Genomic DNA, 21,417 nt, shown 5'->3' with positions numbered 1-21,417 from the left:
CATGTCACGCATCGATGAAACCCTCGCGATGGATCGGCGCCGCTTTCTGCGCGCGGCGCTGACCGGCGGCGCCGTGCTGGCGGTGGGCGGTGCTCTGCTGGCGCCGCGATTTTTCGCTGCCGCCGCGGCGCCGGTCGGCAAGCCGGGCAAGGTGCGGCTGGAGATTTTTGCCGACGACGGCCGCGACCTCGGCGCGCGCGAGGTGCCCCGGCTGGTGCTCGGCAATGCGCAGTGGCGGCAGCGGTTGTCGCCACCGGCGTTCGGCATCCTGCGCCAGGCGGGTACCGAGCAGGCGTTCACCGGCGTCTACTGGAACCTGTTCGCGCCGGGCCTGTACCGCTGCGCCGGTTGCGGCACCGCGCTGTACGACGCAGCCACCAAGTTCCACTCCGGCACCGGCTGGCCCAGCTTCTACCAGCCGATCGCCCGCACCAATGTCACGCAACACGACGACCGCCAGTTCGGCATGCAGCGCACGGCCATCAACTGCGCCTGCTGCGACGGCCATCTCGGCCATGTCTTCGACGACGGCCCGCGCCCCACCGGCCTGCGCCACTGCATGAACTCGGCCGCGCTGCACTTCATTCCGCACGCCGCCTGAGCCCGACCCGCACCGTCGCGATGCGGGTGCGCTGAAACGACGCACCCCGACCGGAGCGCGCCACGTCCCGCGTGGCGTGCATTCCCGCGCGCGCCGCTCCGCCCGCATCGCGCGGGCGCAATTGCCGTCCGTCGCAGCCACTTATATAATGAGAACCATTCTCACTACCGAAACGCCGGTTTCCCCACCGTCGTCGCGGCCGGTGCGGAAACAACCTCGCGCGCCCTTGGCGCGGTCGATCCGTCGACCACGCGGCGCTCGCGCGGCTTCTCCCACGTCTTCGAAACAGGGTTTCCATGTCATCGTCCCCCGCTCCGACCGCCGCCGCGCGCCACCGCCCGTCCCTCCCCCAGGCCATCCGCGCCGCCCTGCTCGGCGTGCCGCTGCTGGCCGCACTGGCGATGGTGACTCCAGCCCACGCCGATGACGCCGCCGCATCCACCCCGCAATCCGCCACCGCGCTGTCGGGCGTGCAGGTGACAGCGCCGATCGCGCGGGAAAGCGATTCGGTCACCAAGACCGACACGCCAATCATCGAGATCCCGCAGTCGGTGTCGGTGATCACCGCCGAGCAGTTGAGCCAGCGCGGCATCCAGGGCATCGAGGAAGCCGTGTGGTACACCGCCGGCGCGCAGGGCGGCGGCTACGGCGCCGACGCGCGCAGCGACTGGATGCTGGTGCGCGGCTTCACTCCCGCGCGTTATCTCGACGGCCTGGCGCTGCCGGAAGGCTCGGGCACCAGCATCACCCGCATCGAGCCGTACGGGCTGGAGCGGCTGGAAGTGATCAAGGGGCCGTCGTCGGTGGTCTACGGCGCGATGCCGCCGGGCGGCATGGTGAACATGGTGAGCAAGCGCCCCACCGCGCAGCCGCTGCACGAAGTGGGCGTGGAAGTGGGCAGTTTCGACCTGCGCCAGGGCACCTTCGATTTCGCCGGCCCGCTGAACGATGCGGGCACCGTGCTGTACCGGCTCACCGGCCTGGCGCGCAACAGCGACACCATGACCGACTACATCAAGGACGACCGCTACTACCTCGCCCCCGCGCTGACCTGGAAGCCGGACGACAACACCTCGCTGACGCTGCTGTCGCGCTACCAGAAAGCCGAGACCGCCTCGGGCGCCGGTTTCCTGCCCGCCGAAGGCACCTTGCTGCCCAGCCCCCACGGCAAGATCCCGCGCGACCGTTTCACCGGAGAGCCGGGCCAGAACGATTACGACAAGACGCTGGCCTCGATCGGCTACGAATTCCACCACGATTTCGCCAACGGCCTGGCGTTCAACCAGAACCTGCGCTACGGCACCGCCGACGTGGACAACAACGGTGCCAACGTGGGCGCGTTCGGCCTGCTGGGCGACGGCCGCACGCTGCTGCGCTACCTGTTCCCGAACGAGAACCACACCAAGACCTTCGGCGTCGACAACAACCTGCAATACGTGTTCGACAACGGCCGTGTGCAGCACACGCTGCTGGCCGGCGTGGACTACCGCCGCGCCAAGGACGACTACGCCTCCGCATTCGACTTCGGCGTCACCGGGCTGGACGTGTTCGACCCGGTCTACGGCAGCCCGGTCACCGTGCCTGCGTACACCGTCCACACCGTGCAGGTGCAGTCGCAACTGGGCGTCTATCTGCAGGACCAGATCAAGGTCGGCCGCTGGAGCATCACCGCGGGCGGGCGCCAGGATCATGTCCGCACCGACACCGACAACCAGCTGGCCGGCACCAGCGTCGGGCAGACCGACCGCGCGTTCTCCGGCCGCGTGGGCGTCAATTATCTGCTCGACAACGGGCTGGCGCCGTACGTGTCGTGGTCGCATTCGTTCCAGCCCACCGTGGGCACGAACTTCGGCGGCAACGCGTTCAAACCCACCACCGGCGACCAGTACGAAGCCGGCCTGAAATACCAGCCCGCCGGCGGCAACGGCCTGGTCACCCTGGCGGCCTACCAGATCACCCAGCAGAACTCGCTGACGGTCGACCCGAACCACGCACTGTTCCAGGTGCAGCAGGGCGAAACGCGGCTGCGCGGCGTGGAGCTGGAGGGCCGCTGGAATCTCGGCACACACCTGGCCATCTACGGCGGTTACACGTACAGCGATTCTGAAGTGACCCGCACCAACGACCTGCCCTCGCTGGGCAAGCAGATCGCGCTGCTGCCCGAACAGCAGGCTTCGCTGGGGCTCGATTACACCGTGGTCGCCGGACCGCTGGCGGGCTTCGGTTTCGGCGGCGGCGTGCGCTACATCGGCAGCCATTACGGCGACATCTACAACGAGTGGAAGACGCCCTCGTACACCTTGTTCGACGCCGCCGTGCATTACGACGTAGGCGACTGGCGGCTGCAGTTGAACGCCAGCAACCTGTTCGACAAGGAGTACGTCTCCGCCTGCAACAGCGCCGCATGGTGCTACTACGGCTACGAGCGCAGCGTGACCGCCAGCGCGCGCTACCGCTGGTAAGGTAGCGCGATGATCCTGCTCGGCTTCGTGCTCGCGGTGTGCGCCGCCATCGGTTGGTACGCCGGCTCGCCGCATTGCATGTGGTCCGCGCTGCGTGGCCACCCGCGCGCGGCACGCATCGCCGGCAGCGTCTTGATGCTGCTGTCGCTGGCGTGCTGGATCAGCGCAGCCGGCGTCGCGGTCGGGCTGTGCGCCATGCTGGCCAGCGGCATGCTGGGCTTGATGGCGCAACCGTGGCTGGCGATGTTCTTCGGTACGCCGGCCGCGGATATCACCGCGCTGGAGAAAGAGTGATGCGCAACGGAGATAACGCCCACGCCTGCGAGGCATCGCGCTGATGTGGGCGCGCGCCAGCGCCGGTGTGCTGCCGGGTTTTTTTCTCGCCGCCGCGCTGGTCGGGCTGGCCTGCTGGCTGCTGCCCGGCGCATGGCAGGCGACCATCGTGGCGGGTTTGCTGGCGTTTTTCCCGGTGTGGATCGGCGTGATCTGCGCGGCGTTCCGTTTCCCCAGTGGCGCTCGCGCGTGGGGCTGGTTGAGTGCGCTGGCGCTGCTCGGGCTCGGCTTGCTGTGGCTGCTGCAGATGTCCGACTGGGTCCGTTGAGGTTGTCGCCATGAAGCTGCCCGCATGAAATTGCCCGCATGAAATTGAAGCCCGCCACCCTGCGCACCTTCACCAACCTGCACTCGTGGATAGGGCTGGTGGCCGGGTTCGCGTTGTTCGTGGCGTTCTATGCCGGCGCGATCACGGTGTTCCAGCCGGATGTGCAGCGCTGGGCGAACCCGCATGCCATGCCGTCGACCGCCACGCTGGCCGATGCGCAGCAGTTGCTCGATGAAGTGCTGGCACAGCACCCTGAAGCGCGCGATCACGTGGGCATGACCTTTCCCGGCTACGAGCTGGCGCAGCCGATGGCCTATTGGCAGGACAGCGACGGCACCTGGCTGTTTGCCTCGCCCGACAACACCGCCGGCAGCACTGCCGAACCCGGCGTCGCACCGCTGCCCGAGCTGATCAACGAGCTGCATTACGCGCTGGGCATTCCGCAGGTGGGCATCTGGTTGATGGGTGTCGTCAGCCTGCTGTACGGCGTGGCGCTGGTGTCCGGTTTCGTGATCCATCTGCCGCGGCTGGCGAAGGACCTGTTCGCGCTGCGTCCCGGCCGCAATCTCAAGCGCTTCTGGCAGGACACGCACAACGTGATCGGCGTGCTGAGCCTGCCATTCCACGTGATGTTCGCGGTGACCGGCGCGGCGTTGTGCCTGCTGTTGGTGGCCATGCTGGCACTCAATCCATTGGTCTACGAGGGCAAGCTGATGGCGGCCTCGGCGGCGGCGATGAATACCGCGCCGACCGTCCCCAAGGCTGGCACGGCGGCACCGCTGGCGCCGCTGGCCGCATGGCATGCGCGCGCCATCGCGGTGGCCCACGAACATGGCGATACGGCGTTCCAGCCGGGTTATCTCAAACTGGCCCATGCCGGTGACGCGCACGCCGTGGTCGAGATCACCGGCAGCTCACCGCACGCGCTGGGCGGCGGTTCGGTGGCGCTGGATGCGGTCAGCGGCGCCGTGCTGGCCACCCAGTTGCCCGGCTCGCGCGACGCCAACCACGCCATCCTGGCCGGCGCGTACGCGCTGCATTTCGCCGACTACGGCGGCATCGCCGTGCGCTGGCTGTACTTCCTGCTGGGCCTGGGCGGGGCGTTCCTGTTCTATTCCGGCAACTTGTTGTGGATCGAATCGCGCCGCAAGCGTCGGCAGGCGGAACAGGGCCGCGCGCAACTGGGCATGGCACGCGCCACCGTGGGCATCTGCATCGGTGTTTGCGTGGCGATTTCCGCTGCGTTCGTGGCGGCGCAGGTCCTGCCCATGCTGGGTTGGGACGTGGCCGCCGGTCAGCGCTGGGTTTGCTTCAGCAGCTGGGCGTTGTGTGCGTTGTGGGCCGCACGCCGGGCGCCGGTGAAGGCGGCGCGCGAGTTGCTGTGGCTGGCGGCGATCGTCACCGCCCTGGTGCCGCTGGCTCACGGGATGGCCACCGGCTGGTGGCTGTGGCGCAGCGCGGCGGCGGGGCAAGGCGCGTTGTTCGCCATCGATGCAGGCGCGCTGGCGATGGCGTTCGCCTTTGCCTCGCTGGCCCGTGCCGTGGCACGGCGGGCGCGTCGCGATCAGCCGAACAGCGTGTGGGCCAGCACGGCGGCCTGAGTCTTCGCTACTGCCGGTACGGCGCCAGCAGCGCAGGATCGTCGAATACGCCACACGGCAGCAAATAGCGTGGATCCCGTCCCGCCGCCAGCAACTCGCGGATGCGGGTGGCGGAGATTTCCAGCGGCGTCACCGCCAGCTCGATGACCTTGCCCGCTGGCTGATCGCGCAACGCGTCCGCCGTGGTGACACGACGACCGGTCACCGCCTGTTCCAGCTCGGGCGGCAGGATCGATGAAACGCCGGGCCGGCTCAGCACGCCGATGTGCGCAACCTCGAACAACTCGCGCCAGCGATCCCAGCTGGCGAGGTTGGCGAACGCATCGGCGCCGATCAGCAGCACCAGCGGTCGCGTGCCCTGCTCGGCGCGCAGGCCGGTCAGGGTGTCGACGGTAAACGAGGGGCCCTCGCGATCCAGCTCGCGCGTGTCCAGGCTCAATCGCGACTGGTCTTGCAGCGCGGCACGCAGGATCGCCACGCGCTGCGCGGCACTGGCGATCGGCGGCTGCCGATGCGGCGGGATGCTGGCGGGCAGCAGGCGCACCTCGGCATCCAGCAATTCGGCTGCTTCCCACGCCACGCTGAGGTGGCCCAGATGCACGGGGTCGAAGGTGCCGCCGAAGAGTGCGAGGGGTTTCACGCGTTGGCCCCCTCTCCCCTGCGGGGAGAGGGTTGGGGTGAGGGGACACGGCGCGTTGAAGCTTCGTTCGGAACGGCTTTGCCGAGCTGTCGGGCGAGCACCCTGCCCTCTCCCCAGCCCTCTCCCCGCAGGGGAGAGGGAGCAGAGCGCGCGGCGCTCACGCCAGCGCCCGCGCGGCGCGCGGTTCGGCGATGGCGGCGATGAGGCGTTCGGCTTCCTGCCAGGGGTTGCCGGCTTCGCGGCCTTTCACCATGCGGTCGATACGCGAGGCGCGCGCCAGGCATTGCAGCCAATGGTCGCGCGGGGCGCGGCGCAGGGCCTGGCGGAACAGTTGCTCGCGTGCCTGCCATAACCGTTCGGTCTTGGCCTGCGCCGCGAAGTTCTGCGCGTTGGCCAGCCGCAACGCCAACTGCAATTGATTCACCAGCCAGCCCATCAGCGCCAACAGCTCATCGCCCTCCGAACGCAATCCGGCGAGGATGCGCAGCGCGCGGGCGCCGTCGCCCAGGAAGGCGGCGTCGGTGAGCTTGAAGACGTCGTAGCGGGCGCTGTCGGCCACCAGCGTTTCCATCTCGGCGGCGTCGATGCGGCCTTCGCCGTGAAGTACGGCGAGCTTGTCGATTTCCTGCGCGGCGGCGAGCAGGTTGCCCTCGACGCGTTCGGCCAGCAGCGCGATGGCGTCGGGCGTGGCGGACAAGCCGCGCGAGGCCAGCCGCGCACCGATCCAGCTGCTCCACTCGCCGGGCCTCGGCGCGTTGAACACCACCATGGTGCCGCTGGCATCCAGCTTTCGGCTCCAGGCGCCGTCGTGCTTGCTGCTCCACTCCATCGCGGTAACCAGCAAGGTCACGTCCGGCGGCGGATCGGCGCAGAACGCGGTGATCGCCTTGGCGCCTTCGATGCCCGGTCGGCCGGTGGGCAGGCGCAGGTCGATCAGGCGGCGGCTGGCGAACAGCGACATGCTGGCACCGGCGCGAGCCAGGTCGTTCCAGTCGAAATGCTGGCCGACGTCGAACACCTCGCGTTCGCCGTAGCCCAGTTCACGGGCCCGCGCACGCAAGGCGTCGGCCGCCTCCAGCACCAGCAACTGCTCGCCGGCCAGCATGTACACCGCGTCCAGGCGATCGGCCGCCAGCGCCTTCTGCCATTGGCCGGGACTCAGCGGCATCAGTGCGTGCTGGCCGCCGGTGCCGGCGCGGCCAGCTGGTGCTTGCTGGCAGCCTGCAGCCGGAACAGGATCGCCTGCACCATGTCGTCATTGAGGCTGCGCTGGATTTCCTGCACCTGCGACGCATCGCCGATGGTGTTGCCCGCGTCGTAGCTGTATTCGCGCGACATGGTAATCGTCTGCGTCGGCAACAGCGTCGTGCCGGTGCCATCGACCACGTCGAACCTCACCTCGTAGCGGATCGCGTACTCGGTGATGCGCACGTAGCCGCCGGCCGATACCTGGTCGGTGCTGAACGATGCCACCGGCACCCGCAGCTCGGCGATGCCGGGGCCGCTGGCGTCCTCGACGGTGACGCCCGAATGCTGCAGCGCGCGGGTCAGGCTGCGCTGGAAATCGCCGCCGCGCATGTCCAGGTGCACGTGCTGCATCGACGCCGGCAGCGCGGCGGTCTGGCGCAGGTGGAAGCCGCAGGCGGTCACCACCGTGGCGACCAGCAACATCAGCAGGGGACGAAACAGACGGCCAAACTGGGTGACGTTCATGGATTCATCCTGCAACGATGTTGACGATCTTGCCGGGCACCACGATGACCTTGCGCACGGTCATCTCCTGCAGGAAGTTGACCACCTGCGGCTGGGCGCGCGCCAGCGCTTCGGCCTCTTCCTTCGAGGCACCCGCTGGCAGTTCGATGGTGGCGCGCAGCTTGCCGTTGATCTGTACCGCCAGGGTCACGCTGTCGCGCACCAGCGCAGCGCTGTCCACCGACGGCCAGGCCGCGTTTTCCAGCACGGTTTCGGGGTGGCCCAGCAACTGCCACAGCGCGTGGCTGACGTGCGGCACCACCGGGTTCAGCAGCAGCACCATCGCCTCCAGCGCCTCGTGCCGCACGGCGCGGCCCTGCTCGCTGCTGTCGTTGAACTTGTTCAGCGCGTTCAGCAATTCCATCAGCGCGGCGATCGCGGTGTTGAACGCGTGGCGGCGGCCGAAATCGTCGCTGACCTTCTGGATGGTTTCGTGGAGCTGGCGGCGCAGGATTTTCTGGGTGGGGGTGAGGGAAGCTGGGTCGATGACGCCTGCAGCGTCCCCTCTTCCGCCTTCGGCACCTTCCCCCGCAAGCGGGGGAAGGGAAATGGAGTGGCCTGCGGCCACGGCTTTATGTTGGGGTCCCGCGACGTGCGTGGCGACTTCACGCCACAACCGCTTCAGGAAGCGGGCCATGCCTTCCACGCCCGCTTCGCTCCATTCCAGCGATTGCTCCGGCGGCGCGGCGAACATCGAGAACAGGCGCACGGTGTCGGCGCCGTACTTGTCCACCATGGTCTGCGGATCGATGCCGTTGTTCTTCGATTTGGACATCTTCTCGATGCCGCCGATATGCACCGGCTGGCCGTCCGTTATCAGCACCGCGCCGGTGACGCGGCCGCGTTCGTCGCGCTGCACCTCGACCGCGGACGGGTTGATCCAGTCCTTGGAGCCGTCGGCGTTGTCGCGGTAGAACGTCTCGGCGATCACCATGCCCTGGCACAGCAGGTTGCGCGCCGGCTCGTCCGAGGCGACCAGGCCCGCGTCGCGCAAAAGCTTGTGATAGAAGCGGAAATACAGCAGGTGCAGGATGGCGTGTTCGATGCCGCCGATGTACTGGTCCACCGGCAGCCAGTAGTTGGCGCGCGCGTCGACCTGGCCCTGGGCGCCGGGGCTGGTGTAGCGGGCGTAATACCAGCTCGACTCCATGAAGGTGTCGAAGGTGTCGGTTTCGCGCTCGGCCGCGCCGCCGCACTGCGGGCAGGAGCATTTCCGCCACTCGGGGTCGGCCTTGATCGGCGAGCCGGTGCCCATCAGCACCACGTCTTCGGGCAGCACCACCGGCAACTGGTCTTCCGGCACCGGCACCGCGCCGCAGGCGGCGCAGTAGATCACCGGGATCGGGCAGCCCCAGTAGCGCTGGCGGCTGACGCCCCAGTCGCGCAGGCGCCAGTTGACCCGACGCTGGCCCTGGCCCGTGGCCTCCAGGCGTTTGGCGAGTGCATCCAGCGCCTGCTGGAAATCCATGCCGTCGTAGTCGCCCGAGTTCACCAGCACGCCGTGCTCGGTGAATGCGCACTGGGTCAGGATGCGCTGCTCGAAATCCTCGACCACCTGCACCGCCGAGCGGGTCTCGTAGGCATCGGTGTCGCTGCCGCCCAGTGCCGCGCGCATCGTATCGGCACCCACGCCGCGCGACAGGTCATGGCCGATCTCGCGCACCGCGTCGAGCACGCTGCGGTCGACCACCACCATCCTGATCGGCAGCAGATAGCGCTGGGCGAATTCCCAATCGCGCTGGTCGTGTGCGGGCACCGCCATCACCGCGCCGGTGCCGTAGCCCATCAGCACGAAGTTGGCCACCCACACCGGCACCGGCTCGCCGGTGACCGGGTGGATCGCGCGCAGGCCGGTGTCCATGCCGCGCTTGTCCTGGGTTTCCAGCTCCGCCTCGGAGACGCCGCCGTGTTTCAGCTCGGCGATGAAACTTGCCAGTTGCTCGTTGCCCTGCGCCGCCTTCAGTGCCAGCGGGTGCTCGGCGGCAATCGACAGGAAGGTCACACCCATCAGCGTGTCGGGGCGGGTGGTGAACACGCTCAGCGGTTCGGCTTCACCCTCCACCGCGAAGTGGATTTCCAGGCCCTCGCTGCGGCCGATCCAGTTGCGCTGCATGGTCTTCACCGCGTCGGGCCAGCCCGGCAAGGTGTCCAGGCCGTCCAGCAGTTCCTGCGCGTAGTCGGTGATCTTCAGGAACCACTGCGGGATCTCGCGCTTCTCCACCACCGCGCCGGAGCGCCAGCCGCGGCCGTCGATCACCTGCTCGTTGGCCAGCACGGTCTGGTCGACCGGGTCCCAGTTCACCACCGCGTTCTTGCGGTAGGCCATGCCCTTTTTCAGCAGCCGGGTGAACATCAACTGTTCCCAGCGGTAATAGTCCGGGCGGCAGGTGGCGAACTCGCGGGTCCAGTCGATCGCGTAGCCCAGCGATTTCAGCTGGCTGCGCATATGGTCGATGTTGGCGTAGGTCCACTTGGCCGGCGCGGTGTGGTTCTTGATCGCGGCGTTTTCCGCAGGCAGGCCAAACGCGTCCCAACCCATCGGCTGCAGCACGTTCTTGCCCTGCATGCGCTGGTAGCGGCTGATGACGTCGCTGATGGTGTAGTTGCGCACGTGGCCCATGTGCAGCGCGCCGGAGGGGTACGGCAGCATCGACAGGCAGTAGAACTTCGGCCGGCTGTCGTCCTCGACGACTTCATACGCGTGCTGGGCATTCCAGTACTGCTGCGCCGCCGCTTCCACGGCCTGCGGGCGATATCCCTGTCCAGCGCCATCCTGGGTGGCGTCCTGGCGGGGGGAGTTCGGGTCTTGAATGTCCTGCATGATTCCGGTGCCGTTGTGCGATGGGCCCAGCCTGGCGAAAGCCGGCTGCAGCGAACGGATCAGACTAGCCCAGCGCAGCCCCTGCGCCAAGCCTGCCACGCACCGTCACGCCGCCGGGCAGGCCGCTTTCTGCCCGTCCGCCAACGCACGCGCGACGATGGCGATCTGTCCCGCGATCTGCGCGATCGCCCGCTGATGGCCCTGCACCAGCGCGGGATAGCCCGGCCCCACGGCCTCGCGAACGCGCGTGGTGCAAGCCACGGTCGCGGGCGAATCGCCGGCGGTCGCGCGCACGCTCCAGGCTGCATCGATCAGCGCGTAGGCGCCGGGCGCGGAGTCGAAGCGGCGTACGTCCAGCTTGATCCGCAGCCGCGGCTTTTCGCCGGCCGCCATGCCGCTGAGATCGGCGCCATGCAGTTGCCGCACCAGGTCCGCCGACAACGCACTGCGCACCTCGTCGGCCAGCGGCGCGATCCAGCGCTCGCTGCCCAACAGCGCCACGCCCTGGCCGCCCTCGCGCACCACCAACTGCGGCTGATCCACCTGCGCCGGTACGTTTACCGGCATCAGTTCGAACGGCAGCGGTGACGTGGCGACCACCGGGTCCGGTCCACCGGCCGGTGCCATCAAGGTGTAGTAGTGCAGCGGCGCGGAAGCGCAGCCGGCCAGCGCCAAGCCCAGGGCCAGTCCATGCAAACGCGGTCGGATACGGATCATGGCTGGCTCCCCTGGCCGGGCTGGACGGTGGGTTCGGGTGCAACGGCGGGCGTGCTGGCGGGCTTGTCGTCGGCGCGGCCGCGGATCAGGGCTTCGGGGTGACCGCCCAGGTAATCGGTGAGCACGCGCAGCGAACGCGCCATGCGCTGCACCTGCTGCAAGGTCGAGTTGAGGTTCTGCTGCAGCGGCGAGTCACCGGACAGCGCATCGTCGGCCGTGCCCATGGTCCTCTTCACGCCCTCGAGCGTGTCGCGGAACGCCGGCAGGGTTTGCGCGTTGACCTGCTTGAGCGTGCTGTCGAGGCTGGCCAGGGTCTGGTCCAGATGCTTGCCGATGCTCTCGAACGGGATCTTGTCGAGCTTGGCCACGATGCCCGCCAGTTGCTCCTGCAGCTTGTCGAAACTGCCCGGCGCGGTCGGGATGGTCAGCGGCGTGGCATTGGCGTCGAAGGCCACCTTCGGCGTATGCGGCACGAAGTCGAGCGCCACGTACAACTGGCCGGTCAGCAGGTTGCCGGTGCGTGCCTGCGCGCGCAGGCCATGGGCGATCAACGGACCCATCAACTGCGCCAGGTCGGCTCTCTCGCCGCGCGCCTTGGCCAGCGCCTCCAGCTTGTCGTAGGCGCTGCCCAGGCGCTGGGGATAGACCACCGCGCCCACCACCACCGGGAAGCGGCCCTTCTTCTCGTCGTAGTCCAGCCGCACCGACACCACCTTGCCGATGTTGATGCCCAGGAACTCCACCGGCGCGTCCACCGCCAGCCCGCGCACCGATTGCTCGAAGCGCATGCGCATGTAGCGCGGCTCGCCATCGGGCGGCGCCATCGCCAGCGCGCGCTCGCTGAACAGTTTGTACTCCGCGTCTTCCGCAGCCGGCGTGCTGTCGTGCGGGCCCGGCGGGTCCTGGAAGGCCACGCCACCGCCCAGCACCGTGGCCAGCGACTGGGTGTTGAGCTTCAAGCCGTTGGCGCCGATCGACACGTCCACACCACTGGCATTCCAGAAGCGCGAGTCGGTGGTGACGAAGCGGTCGTTGGGGCCGTCCACGAAGATGTGCAGCGATACGCCCTTGCCATCCTTGTCCAGCTGGTACGACGCCACGCGGCCCACCTGGATGCGCCGGTAATAGACCGGCGAGCCGATGTCCAGCGAACCGAGGTCGTCGCTATGCAGGATGAAGCTGCGCCCGGGTGCACCATGGTTGACGGCCGGCGGAATCTCCAGGCCCTCGAACGTGTCACGCGGCTCCTTCGAATCGCCCACGTCCGCGCCGATGAACGCGCCCGACAGCAGCGTGTCGATGCCGGACACGCCGCCCAGCCCGATGCGTGGGCGCACCACCCAGAAACGGGTATCGCGGGTGGCGAAACCTTCGGCGCTCTTCTCCAGCGCCACCCGCACGAGCACATGGCTGCGGTCCGCGCTGAGCCGGATCTTGCTGACCCGGCCGATCACCACGTTCTTGTATTTCACCGGCGTCTTGCCCGCGTCCAGGCCTTCGGCGCTCTGGAAGCTGATGGTGACTTCGGGGCCGGCCTGCAGCCAGCTGTTGACCACCAGCGACAACGCGATCACGGCCGCCAGCACCGGGATCAGCCAGATCAGCGAAACGCTGACGCGCCGCCGCTTCACCACCGGCCGCGGCAGGCTCTCGCGCTCGGGCAGGTCCCGGTCAGTGCGGTTTTCGTCAGTCATCGGTGTCCCTGCCGTCCCAGATCAATCGTGGATCGAAGCTCATCGAAGCCAGCATGGTCAAGACCACGGTCAGGCCGAAATAAATCACCCCGGGCAGCGGCTCCACCCGGCTCAATACGCTGAAGCGGACCAGCGCGGTCAGCAATGAAACCACGAACACATCCAGCATCGACCAGTAACCCACCAGCTCCACCAGCCGGTACAGGCCGGCGCGCTGCTGCCTCGCCCAGTTGCTGCCGCGCCGGCTGCTGACCAGCAGCGTGCCCAGCGCCAGGAACTTCAGCATGGGCACCACGATGCTGGCGGCAAACACGATGATCGCCAGGTCGGGCGACCCATTCTTCCACAACTCCACCACGCCGCTGATGATGGTGTTGTCGTCGACATCGTTGAGGCTGGCGGTGCGCATGATCGGCACCACGTTGGCGGGGATGTACATGATGAAAGCGGCAATCAGCAGCGCCCACGTGCGCGAATAGCTGGCCGGCTTGCGCCGATGCAGCGCCACGCCGCAACGCGGGCACGCCACGACCTGGGCCGCACCGGCAGCGGCATGCGCATCGCGGCACACCAGCCCGCACACATGGCAGCCGATCAGGCCCAGCTCGGCGGCGCGCGGCAACGCGTTCAAGCGGCGACTCCGGGCGTCCGCCACAGCTGCCGCACGTCGATGCCGGCGAACACGGTGATCAGCACGGTCAACGCCGCGTAGGCATAGATACCCGGCTCCGGCGTCACGTCGAAGTACGCATGCGCCTTCACGATCGCCACCAGCGCACCCAGCACGAACACCTCGCTCATCGTCCACGGGTTGAGATAATGCAGCCCCACCATCATCGGCACGAAGCCCGGCGCGCGGCGGCCCTGGCGGGCAAACCACAGCAGCCAGCCCAGCTGCAGCATCTTCAGCAGCGGCAGGAAAAACAGCGTGGCGGCCACCAGCACCGAGACGATGCCCGCGTCCTCGCGCCACATCGCGATGATCACGCCCCACAACGTGGCGCTGTTGTGCTGGCCGCTGAGCCCCAGCATCACGATCGGCCACATGTTGGCCTGCACGAACACGATCAGCGCGGTGACGATCAGCGCCAGCATCGCATTCGTGCTCAACCGGTAATGGCGCTGCAACACCTTGCCGCAACGCGCGCAACGCGCCACCTCGCCGCGCGAAAGCGCCAGCCGCTGGTGCACCGTGTCGCAATGTTCGCAGACGATCAACGCTTCGGACGTCGTGCCCATGCACTCCAACCCTTGCCGGCCGCGGATGCGGCGACCGCGCAATTCTCGCAAATCCGCCGTGAACGCGCTCAGATGCGGCCGCGCGGTTGATATGCTGGGCGGCGCCCTGATCTGAATCGGCATCCGCCAAGCTGGAGTTACCCGTGACTGACGCCCCCGCATTGCCTGTTGTTTTCGACGTCGATACGCAAACCTTCGAAGCCGATGTACTGCAGGCCTCGCTGACCACGCCGGTACTGGTGGATTTCTGGGCGCCCTGGTGCGAGCCGTGCAAGACGCTGGGGCCGATGCTGGAAAAGCTCGCCGCCGAGTACAACGGCGCGTTCCGGCTGGGCAAGGTCGACGTGGACCAGCAGCAGGAACTGGCCGGCATGTTCGGCATCAAGAGCATCCCCACCGTGGTGATGGTGAAAGACGGCCAGGTGCTGGACGGCTTCGCCGGCGCCCTGCCGGAAGGCCAGTTGCGCGAGTTCCTGTCGCGCCACGTGCAGCCGCTGGAAGCCGCCGATGACGGGCTGGACGACGCCACCCCGGAAACCCCCGAGCAGGCGTTGGGGCGCATCCAGCAGGCGATCGCCGCCGAGCCGGACAAGGCCGAACTGAAGCTCGACCTGGCCCTGGCCCTGCTGCGCGTCGGCCAGACCGCCGCCGCCGAAGCGGAACTGGCCGCCCTGCCCGTCAACCTGGCCACCGACGCCCGCGCGGTACGCTTGCGCAGCGAGCTGGATCTGGCCCATGCACTGAAAGACGCGCCCGAGCTGATTACGCTGCAGCAACGCGTGGAAGCCGATGGCAACGACTGGGAAGCGCGCGACCAGCTGGGCGTGCGCCTGCTGCTGGAAGGCGACGTCGAAGCCGGTCTGGACCAGTTCCTGGTCATCCTGCAGAAGGCACGCGACTGGAACGACGGCCAGGCCAAGAAGCGTCTGCTGGCCGCGTTCGCCACGCTGGATGATGCCGACGTGGTGGGCCGTTACCGGCGCAAGATGGCATCGCTGCTGTTTTGAGGGGTTGATGAACGTCACGAGCGTCGCCCCTCACCGATCACCCTGAGCGTAGCCGCGCAGCGGTGAAGTCGAAGGGCATGGCCGAGGAAGACTTCGACTTCGCCGCTGCGCGGCTACGCTCAGTCCGAACGGTTAGAGGGGATGCTCACCGCCCCCATCTCTCCCAATCACCGAGCCCTCATGCGCGCCTCCACCTTCCGTCGCCTGTTCAACCTCTGGCCGCCGTTCCTGTGCAACAGCATGCGGCTGCAAATGCTCAGCGACGACTGGCGCGAGGCGCGCGTGGTATTGCGCCTGCGCCCGTGGAATCGCAACTACGTGAAAAGCCAGTTCGGCGGCAACCTGTTCGCCATGACCGATCCGTTCTGGATGCTGCTGGTGATGCACCAGTTGGGCAACGACTATTTCGTGTGGGACAAGGCCGGCGCCATCGATTTCGTGGCGCCTGGGCGCGAGGATGTGTACGCGCATTTCAAGCTGGAACCCGCCGTGGTGGATGAACTGCGCGCCGCGGCGGCGAACGGCGAAAAGGTGCTGCGCTGGTTCGAAACCGACGTGGTCACCGCCAACGGCAACGTGATTGCCCGCGTGCGCAAGCAGATCTACGTGCGACTGAAGCCGAAGGCACGCTGAAGAAAACAGGGGGACTCCGCTCTGCTCCCTCTCCTCCGGGCTCCGCCCGGGGGAGAGGGCTGGGGTGAGGGGGCGCTCTTGACCGTACCGCTCCGATCACTCCCGCTCAAACCGCGCGGCCTCCTCCAACTGCCGCGACACCCGCAGCAGTGCACGGCCGGACATGTCATCGGCCACCCGCTGCAGCCACGGCGAGCGAATCGATCGCGCGGCAAACCGGCGCGCCAGCCACAGGCTGAAAACGACGCCGACGGCGCCAACCACCATATTGGCCCAGATCCACGCCGACGAGACGAACACGTCAACACCCGACCACCACGTCATCCACACCAGCGGCAGCAGAAACCACAGGAACCACCACGGCAATCCCAGCACGAAGGTGCTGACCACGCGGAAGCGCCGCCATTGCGCCAGCCGCCGCTGCATCACCAGCACGGGCGCATCGAACAGATGGATGCGGCTGATCAGCAGCAGTTGGGTCACGCTCGACCAGATGCCGGCGATGCCGTACGCGTGCAGCAGCAGGCCGATCGCCAGCAGATGGGTGACGTGCCGGTGCTGCACCCAAAACGACGCGACAAACACGGTAAAGGCCAGCCAGCAGCCGATCCCGATTGCCTGCCACGCCAGCGCGCCACGCAGGCTCGCATGCGCCTTGTCCAGCCGCCGCTCGCGGAAATCCTGCCGCAGCAGGGCCTCCATCCCGTCCTGGCGCAGATCCATGCGCGCCCACGCCTGTTTCATCTCGTCCAGTTCCATGCTCATGCTCCGGTGGTTTCGGCAGCGACCATCTGGCCACGCAGCTGCTGCTTGATGCGCGCGATCTTGGTCGCCACGTTGGTGCGAGTGATACCCAGGATGGCGGCCATCTCGGCATGGCTGCGATCCTCCAGGTAAAGCAGGATCAGCGCGCGATTGAGCGGGTCGAGCCGCGCGATGAACGCATGCAGGGTGGTGAGCCGCTCGTCCATTTCGTCCAGCGGTTCGTCACCGCCGACCGTTTCCAGATGGTGCGCGTCCAGCGGTTCGAAGCGGCCGGCCTCGGGTCGGCGTCGCGCCTGGGAAATGGCCACGTTCAATGCGATGCGGTACATCCACGTGGAAAATTTGGCCCGCACCGCGTCGTAGCGACCAAACGAGCGCCACAGTTGCGCGGCGATTTCCTGCGCCAGGTCGTCGCGGTCCGCGCTGCTGCGGCCGTAGGAAGCGGCCACCTTGAAGATGATCTTGCGGTGCTCATGCAGCAGCGCCGTGAAACGCTGGTGTTGTTGGTTGGATGTCATGGGTGAAAGGATCCCCGCGGCTCAACCCATGATTCGCCAGCGCCGGAGAAAAATCACACGCGCACACGGCCCGGGTTGCCGGATGCGCCCCGGTGGTCTTCCTCAGCCATCCCAGTTGGGTCGCCGCCGGCCTTGATCGGGCGCCTTCGAACCGACTTTTCCGAGTGGCGTGTAGTGGTCAGGCCTGACTCGAACGCCGCACCATCAGCTTCACCGGCAGCACCGCGCTTTCCACCGGCTCACCGCGGATCTGGCTCAGCAGGCTGTCCACCAGCACTTCGCCGGCGCGCTTGGTGTCCTGCAGCACGGTGGTCAGCGGCGGGCTCACGAAGCTGGCGGTGGCGATGTCGTCGAAGCCCGCCAGGGCGACATCCTGCGGCACCTGCAGGCCATGGTCGCCCAGCGCATGCAGGGCACCGATGGCGATCAGGTCGCTGGCGGCAAACACCGCGTCATATGGCGTGGCGCGGCTGATCAGCGTACGCATCGCCTCGTAGCCCGATTGCTCGGTGCTTTCGGCGTTGACCTGCAACGAGGCCTCGACCGGCAAGCCCGCCCGCTGCAAGGCATCGACGTAACCGCGGTAACGCTCGAAGAATTCCGGGTAGTGGCTGGTCGCGTCGCCCAGAAAGGCGATGCGGCGACGGCCGCGTTCCAGCAGGTGCTCGGCCACCGCCTGGCCGCCGCGAAAGTTGTCGCAGCCGATGGAAACGCCGGGCTGGTTGGGCAGCACCGCGCCCCAGCGCACGAAATGCGTGCCCTGGGCCACCAGCTTTTCCAGCTTGTCGCGATAGGCCAGGTAATCGCCGTAGCCCAGCAGGATGATGCCGTCGGCCTTCTTGCTGTCGGCGAAATCGGCATGCCAGTCGCGCGAGAACTGCTGGAACGAAATCAGCAGGTCGTAGCCCTGCCGCGCGCAGGCGCGGGTGATCGAGCCCAGCATCGACAGGAAAAACGGGTTGATATGCGATTCGTCGGCGGTGGGGTCCTCGAAAAACAGCAACGCCAGCGTGCCCGAATACATGCGACGCAGACTGGAGGCGTTCTTGTCCACCGTGTAGTTGAGCTGGTCGGCCGCGGCCTGGATGCGCCGGCGCGTCTCCGCGCTGACCAGCGTGCTGCCACTGAGCGCCCGCGACACCGTGGCCTGGGAAACCCCGGCCAGGTGAGCGATGTCGAGCGATGTGGCTTTTCTTTTCATCCGCGGTCGATCCGGGAAAACTGGCCAGAAGGCGGCGCCCATCCGGATGCCGGTGGGGCTGTCCTCGAATCCTAGCTGCTTTGCCCGAGGCGCGGGGCGAGGCCCGCCCGCCTATTCCTGCGCGTTGATCACGGCCAGGAAATCGCGGCCGTAGCGCTTCAGCTTGGCCTCGCCCACGCCACTGATGGTGGCCAGTTCGTCCTCGGTGGTGGGCAACGCGCGCAACATCGCCAGCAAGGTGGCGTCGTGGAAAACCACGTACGGCGGCACGCCTTGCTGTTTGGCCAGTTGCGTGCGCACGGCGCGCAAGGCATCCCACATGTCCTGCTCGTAGGCCTCGATGCCCAGACTGCCGCCGCCCGTGACCAGCTTGCTGTCGCGGCGACGACGGGCAGCGCGCTCGGGGCGTGCGTCCTCGCGCAGCTTCACCGATTCGCCGCCGCTGAGCACGCCACGGCTGGCGGCGGTGAGGCGCAAGGTGCCATAACCTTCGGCATCGGCTTCCAGCAACCCGGCGGCAAGCAACTGGCGGAACACCGAGCGCCACTGCTTCTCGTCCATGTCGGCACCGACGCCGAAGGTGCTGAGCTGGTGATGGCCCAAGCTGCGCACCCGCTCGGTTTCCTCGCCGCGCAGGATGTCGATGACATGGCCCGAACCGAAACGTTGTCCGCTGCGGTACACCGCGGACAACGCCTTCTGCGCGGGCACGGTGGCATCCCAGGTTTTCGGCGGTGCGATGCAGTTGTCGCAGTGACCGCAGGGGCCGGGATAGCTTTCGCCGAACGCGCCCAGCAGCAACTGCCGACGGCAATCGGTGGCTTCGGCATACGCCAGCAGCGATTCCAGCTTCTGCCGCTCCACCCGCTTGCGCTCATCGGCCGATTCGGACTGCGCGATCATCTGGCTCATGGTGACCACGTCGGACAGCCCGTAGATCATCCACGCCTCGGCGGGCAACCCGTCGCGGCCCGCGCGGCCGGTTTCCTGGTAGTAACCCTCGATGCTGCGCGGCAAATCCAGGTGCGCCACGAAGCGCACGTCGGGCTTGTCGATGCCCATGCCGAACGCCACCGTGGCCACCATCACCACGCCGTCCTCGCGCAGGAAGCGCTTCTGGTTTTTCGCGCGCGTCGCCGCATCCAGCCCGGCGTGGTACGGCAATGCCTCCACGCCCGATTCGGCCAGCCACGCCGCGGTGTCATCCACCTTGCGCCGGCTGAGGCAATACACGATGCCCGATTCGCCCTGATGCCCCAGCAGAAACTCGCCCAGCTGGCGCTTGGCGTTGTGGCGCAGGCCCACCCGGTAGCCGATGTTGGGCCGATCGAAACTGGACACGAACTGGCGCGCATTCTGCAGCGACAACCGCTCCACGATTTCCTCGCGCGTGCGCGGGTCGGCGGTGGCGGTGAGCGCGATGCGCGGCACCTGCGGAAAGCGCTCCTGCAGGATCGCCAGCTCGCGGTATTCGGGTCGGAAATCGTGACCCCATTGTGAGACGCAATGCGCCTCATCGATGGCGAACAACGCCACTTCGGTGCGTTCCAGCTGGGCCAGGAAACGACCGGTGAGCAGCCGCTCCGGCGCCACGTAAAGCAGGTTCAGCTCGCCCGCCTCCAACTGCCGCTCCACCTCGCGCTGCTCGCCGGCCGCCAGGCTGGAATTGAGGAAAGCCGCCGCCACGCCGGCTTCGCGCAACGCGTCCACCTGATCCTGCATCAACGCAATCAGCGGCGACACCACGATGCCGGTGCCCTGGCGCAGCAGCGCCGGCACCTGGTAGCAAAGCGATTTGCCGCCGCCCGTGGGCATCAACACCAGCGCATCGCCGCCTTCGCCGAGATGCTCCACCACGGCCTGTTGCTGGCCGCGGAAACTGGGATAACCGAAAACGCTTTGCAGCAGATCGAGAGCGGGGGAAGTCATCCCGCCATGCTAACAAACCGCGGGGTGGCGTCTGTCGGCGAATGACGCACGCATCGTTCAGCCATGGCGTGCCGACGACGGCGATTTCGCCTGCGCGAGTTACCGCCCGGCGAGCCCCGGCCCCTGCTGGACGGCTGCGCTTTGCGACGGGATCCAGCCCGCCATTTGCGGCGGCTGATCGTGCTGCTGGATCTGCAGGATGAATTGCTGTGGCGGGGGTGACGGGACTCTCACATCGACGCTGGCCAGCGTGGCCAACATGCCCGATCCCCGGAACAACATTTGCCCGCCAGCCCGGTCGAAATGGACTTGTTGCAGATTATGTGCCGTGATCTCGTGCGCATGACATGCGGCCGTGAATTGCAGCAAACGGGCTTCCGAAGCATCAGGGATACGCCGATGCAGCTCGTTGTACAGCGCATGGTGGGTGCTGTCTGGATGGCGCGGATCGCTGACCTCGCGGACCGGGTCGGCCGGACCGATGGCGCGGGCCTGATCGGGTAAAGACTCGGCCGGTTGCGAGGCCGTTGGCGCCAATCCTCCCAACCACCGTACTGTATGTGACAAGGTGTCATAGGCTTCGCCCGCGGTTCGCTCCGCCGCATCAATCCCGTGTGACATCGTCCGTTTGGCGTCTGAATAGGCATGACCGACGGCATCCACCATCTCTCCGAGCCGTGCCTGCTTCTCGATAGAGTTATCGATACGGCGCACGAGGGCCGCCTCGGCCCGATGCACACTGGATTCCACCGCACTGGCATAGGCATGAACGCTTTGTTCCACGTCGTGCTTGAGTTCTTGCCCCAACTCGGCAACGAACTGGCCTGTAGTGTGAGCGGCCTGACCGGCGAGGTGGCTGGTCTGCGCCAACCCCTCCGCTTCGACATGCGTAGCAAAACCGACAGCCTTCGCCCCCAGGGCGACACCACCGGCAACGCCCGGATCCAGCGGCGCAGCCGCCCAGGCGATACGTGAAGCCTCATCTGCCCGCTGCTGTGCGGCGTGCCCCGCCGAGCGAATACCATCCGCCAACTCATCAGCACCCCGCTGCACGTACTGCCCCCCAGCCTGAAACAAGGCACTGCCCTGCTCCAGCGCATCCGTGGCGCCCTCGACGACGCGGTTGTGTTCCAGAGAATCCCGCATCACTGAATCAACCATGGATGCGTGGTATTCCATCAGTTGCTGCTGCATCCGAGGAGACAAGTGCGCGTAAGGGATGCTCTGATCAATCAA

At 67.4% G+C, this 21,417-nt stretch carries 20 protein-coding genes; 7 read left to right on the top strand and 13 right to left on the bottom strand.

Features of this window, described 5'->3' with window-relative positions:
• Nucleotide 1: 1 nt before the first annotated feature.
• The 5 genes from msrB (at nucleotide 2) to UU9_RS16205 (ending at nucleotide 5,265) form a co-directional block, all read left to right on the top strand.
• Nucleotides 2–601, top strand: coding sequence for a peptide-methionine (R)-S-oxide reductase MsrB (msrB, locus tag UU9_RS16225; RefSeq protein WP_007082852.1), 600 nt, complete (start codon nucleotides 2–4; stop codon nucleotides 599–601).
• A 296-nt stretch (nucleotides 602–897) separates the two neighbouring features.
• The gene (locus UU9_RS16220) at nucleotides 898–3,063 is read left to right on the top strand and encodes a TonB-dependent siderophore receptor (protein ID WP_007082851.1); all 2,166 of its coding nucleotides are present in this window, start codon (nucleotides 898–900) and stop codon (nucleotides 3,061–3,063) included.
• Nucleotides 3,064–3,072: 9 nt separating this feature from the next.
• Nucleotides 3,073–3,357, top strand: a complete 285-nt coding sequence (locus UU9_RS16215; protein WP_007082850.1) for a hypothetical protein — start codon at nucleotides 3,073–3,075, stop codon at nucleotides 3,355–3,357.
• 43 nt (nucleotides 3,358–3,400) lie between these two features.
• Nucleotides 3,401–3,664, top strand: coding sequence for a hypothetical protein (locus UU9_RS16210; RefSeq protein ID WP_007082849.1), 264 nt, complete (start codon nucleotides 3,401–3,403; stop codon nucleotides 3,662–3,664).
• Nucleotides 3,665–3,702: 38 nt separating this feature from the next.
• Complete coding sequence (locus UU9_RS16205; RefSeq protein WP_007082848.1) at nucleotides 3,703–5,265, top strand: PepSY-associated TM helix domain-containing protein; 1,563 nt, start codon at nucleotides 3,703–3,705, stop codon at nucleotides 5,263–5,265.
• Between the two features lie 7 nt (nucleotides 5,266–5,272).
• On the opposite strand, the gene nadD is transcribed toward UU9_RS16205, so the two are convergent.
• The 8 genes from nadD to UU9_RS16165 form a co-directional block, all read right to left on the bottom strand.
• A complete protein-coding gene (gene nadD, locus UU9_RS16200) occupies nucleotides 5,273–5,905 on the bottom strand; it encodes a nicotinate-nucleotide adenylyltransferase (RefSeq protein ID WP_007082847.1) in 633 nt (210 codons plus the stop codon).
• 157 nt (nucleotides 5,906–6,062) lie between these two features.
• The gene (gene holA, locus UU9_RS16195) at nucleotides 6,063–7,073 is read right to left on the bottom strand and encodes a DNA polymerase III subunit delta (protein WP_007082846.1); all 1,011 of its coding nucleotides are present in this window, start codon (nucleotides 7,071–7,073) and stop codon (nucleotides 6,063–6,065) included.
• Nucleotides 7,073–7,618: an LPS-assembly lipoprotein LptE gene (locus UU9_RS16190; protein ID WP_007082845.1), complete on the bottom strand. Its 546-nt coding sequence runs from the start codon at nucleotides 7,616–7,618 to the stop codon at nucleotides 7,073–7,075. The genes holA and UU9_RS16190 overlap by 1 nt, the downstream gene beginning before the upstream one ends.
• A gap of 4 nt (nucleotides 7,619–7,622) precedes the next feature.
• Nucleotides 7,623–10,478, bottom strand: coding sequence for a leucine--tRNA ligase (gene leuS, locus UU9_RS16185; protein WP_050982469.1), 2,856 nt, complete (start codon nucleotides 10,476–10,478; stop codon nucleotides 7,623–7,625).
• A 105-nt stretch (nucleotides 10,479–10,583) separates the two neighbouring features.
• Nucleotides 10,584–11,195 (bottom strand): PqiC family protein, encoded by a 612-nt coding sequence (locus UU9_RS16180; RefSeq protein ID WP_007082843.1) that lies wholly within the window; start codon nucleotides 11,193–11,195, stop codon nucleotides 10,584–10,586.
• Nucleotides 11,192–12,889 (bottom strand): PqiB family protein, encoded by a 1,698-nt coding sequence (locus tag UU9_RS16175; RefSeq protein WP_007082842.1) that lies wholly within the window; start codon nucleotides 12,887–12,889, stop codon nucleotides 11,192–11,194. The genes UU9_RS16180 and UU9_RS16175 overlap by 4 nt, the downstream gene beginning before the upstream one ends.
• Nucleotides 12,882–13,520 (bottom strand): paraquat-inducible protein A, encoded by a 639-nt coding sequence (locus UU9_RS16170; protein WP_007082841.1) that lies wholly within the window; start codon nucleotides 13,518–13,520, stop codon nucleotides 12,882–12,884. The genes UU9_RS16175 and UU9_RS16170 overlap by 8 nt, the downstream gene beginning before the upstream one ends.
• Nucleotides 13,517–14,128: a paraquat-inducible protein A gene (locus UU9_RS16165; RefSeq protein WP_007082840.1), complete on the bottom strand. Its 612-nt coding sequence runs from the start codon at nucleotides 14,126–14,128 to the stop codon at nucleotides 13,517–13,519. Before UU9_RS16165 ends, UU9_RS16170 begins: the two co-directional genes overlap by 4 nt.
• A gap of 143 nt (nucleotides 14,129–14,271) precedes the next feature.
• Here UU9_RS16165 and trxA point away from each other — a divergent pair, with 143 nt between their 5' ends.
• Both trxA and UU9_RS16155 read left to right on the top strand, forming a co-directional pair.
• Nucleotides 14,272–15,135, top strand: coding sequence for a thioredoxin (gene trxA, locus UU9_RS16160; protein ID WP_007082839.1), 864 nt, complete (start codon nucleotides 14,272–14,274; stop codon nucleotides 15,133–15,135).
• A gap of 180 nt (nucleotides 15,136–15,315) precedes the next feature.
• On the top strand, nucleotides 15,316–15,768 hold the full coding sequence (locus UU9_RS16155; protein WP_007082838.1) for a DUF4442 domain-containing protein: 453 nt from the start codon (nucleotides 15,316–15,318) through the stop codon (nucleotides 15,766–15,768).
• A 96-nt stretch (nucleotides 15,769–15,864) separates the two neighbouring features.
• Here the strand turns inward: UU9_RS16155 and UU9_RS16150 are convergent, their stop codons facing one another.
• From UU9_RS16150 to UU9_RS16130, 5 genes are all read right to left on the bottom strand, one after another.
• On the bottom strand, nucleotides 15,865–16,533 hold the full coding sequence (locus tag UU9_RS16150; protein ID WP_237710313.1) for a hypothetical protein: 669 nt from the start codon (nucleotides 16,531–16,533) through the stop codon (nucleotides 15,865–15,867).
• A complete protein-coding gene (locus UU9_RS16145) occupies nucleotides 16,530–17,051 on the bottom strand; it encodes an RNA polymerase sigma factor (RefSeq protein ID WP_007082836.1) in 522 nt (173 codons plus the stop codon). The genes UU9_RS16150 and UU9_RS16145 overlap by 4 nt, the downstream gene beginning before the upstream one ends.
• A gap of 178 nt (nucleotides 17,052–17,229) precedes the next feature.
• Nucleotides 17,230–18,252: a LacI family DNA-binding transcriptional regulator gene (locus tag UU9_RS16140; protein WP_007082835.1), complete on the bottom strand. Its 1,023-nt coding sequence runs from the start codon at nucleotides 18,250–18,252 to the stop codon at nucleotides 17,230–17,232.
• A gap of 111 nt (nucleotides 18,253–18,363) precedes the next feature.
• Complete coding sequence (recQ, locus tag UU9_RS16135; protein WP_007082834.1) at nucleotides 18,364–20,181, bottom strand: DNA helicase RecQ; 1,818 nt, start codon at nucleotides 20,179–20,181, stop codon at nucleotides 18,364–18,366.
• Between the two features lie 99 nt (nucleotides 20,182–20,280).
• Nucleotides 20,281–21,417 (bottom strand): hypothetical protein (locus tag UU9_RS16130; protein WP_237710312.1); only part of this gene is annotated, 1,137 nt, incomplete at its 5' end.

The organism is Rhodanobacter fulvus Jip2 (assembly GCF_000264315.1).
In the GTDB taxonomy this organism is placed as follows: domain Bacteria; phylum Pseudomonadota; class Gammaproteobacteria; order Xanthomonadales; family Rhodanobacteraceae; genus Rhodanobacter; species Rhodanobacter fulvus.
This window is presented reverse-complemented; position numbering and strand designations above follow the sequence as displayed.

Coding starts and splice junctions, on each gene's coding strand:
- UU9_RS16180 (WP_007082843.1), bottom strand. CDS start 11,195: ATGATCCGTATCCGACCGCGTTTGCATGGACTGGCCCTGGGCTTGGCG.
- UU9_RS16190 (WP_007082845.1), bottom strand. CDS start 7,618: ATGAACGTCACCCAGTTTGGCCGTCTGTTTCGTCCCCTGCTGATGTTG.
- UU9_RS16215 (WP_007082850.1), top strand. CDS start 3,073: ATGATCCTGCTCGGCTTCGTGCTCGCGGTGTGCGCCGCCATCGGTTGG.
- UU9_RS16175 (WP_007082842.1), bottom strand. CDS start 12,889: ATGACTGACGAAAACCGCACTGACCGGGACCTGCCCGAGCGCGAGAGC.
- msrB (WP_007082852.1), top strand. CDS start 2: ATGTCACGCATCGATGAAACCCTCGCGATGGATCGGCGCCGCTTTCTG.
- UU9_RS16220 (WP_007082851.1), top strand. CDS start 898: ATGTCATCGTCCCCCGCTCCGACCGCCGCCGCGCGCCACCGCCCGTCC.
- UU9_RS16210 (WP_007082849.1), top strand. CDS start 3,401: ATGTGGGCGCGCGCCAGCGCCGGTGTGCTGCCGGGTTTTTTTCTCGCC.
- UU9_RS16205 (WP_007082848.1), top strand. CDS start 3,703: ATGAAATTGAAGCCCGCCACCCTGCGCACCTTCACCAACCTGCACTCG.
- holA (WP_007082846.1), bottom strand. CDS start 7,073: ATGCCGCTGAGTCCCGGCCAATGGCAGAAGGCGCTGGCGGCCGATCGC.
- UU9_RS16165 (WP_007082840.1), bottom strand. CDS start 14,128: ATGGGCACGACGTCCGAAGCGTTGATCGTCTGCGAACATTGCGACACG.
- UU9_RS16155 (WP_007082838.1), top strand. CDS start 15,316: ATGCGCGCCTCCACCTTCCGTCGCCTGTTCAACCTCTGGCCGCCGTTC.
- UU9_RS16145 (WP_007082836.1), bottom strand. CDS start 17,051: ATGACATCCAACCAACAACACCAGCGTTTCACGGCGCTGCTGCATGAG.
- UU9_RS16150 (WP_237710313.1), bottom strand. CDS start 16,533: ATGAGCATGGAACTGGACGAGATGAAACAGGCGTGGGCGCGCATGGAT.
- recQ (WP_007082834.1), bottom strand. CDS start 20,181: ATGACTTCCCCCGCTCTCGATCTGCTGCAAAGCGTTTTCGGTTATCCC.
- leuS (WP_050982469.1), bottom strand. CDS start 10,478: ATGCAGGACATTCAAGACCCGAACTCCCCCCGCCAGGACGCCACCCAG.
- UU9_RS16140 (WP_007082835.1), bottom strand. CDS start 18,252: ATGAAAAGAAAAGCCACATCGCTCGACATCGCTCACCTGGCCGGGGTT.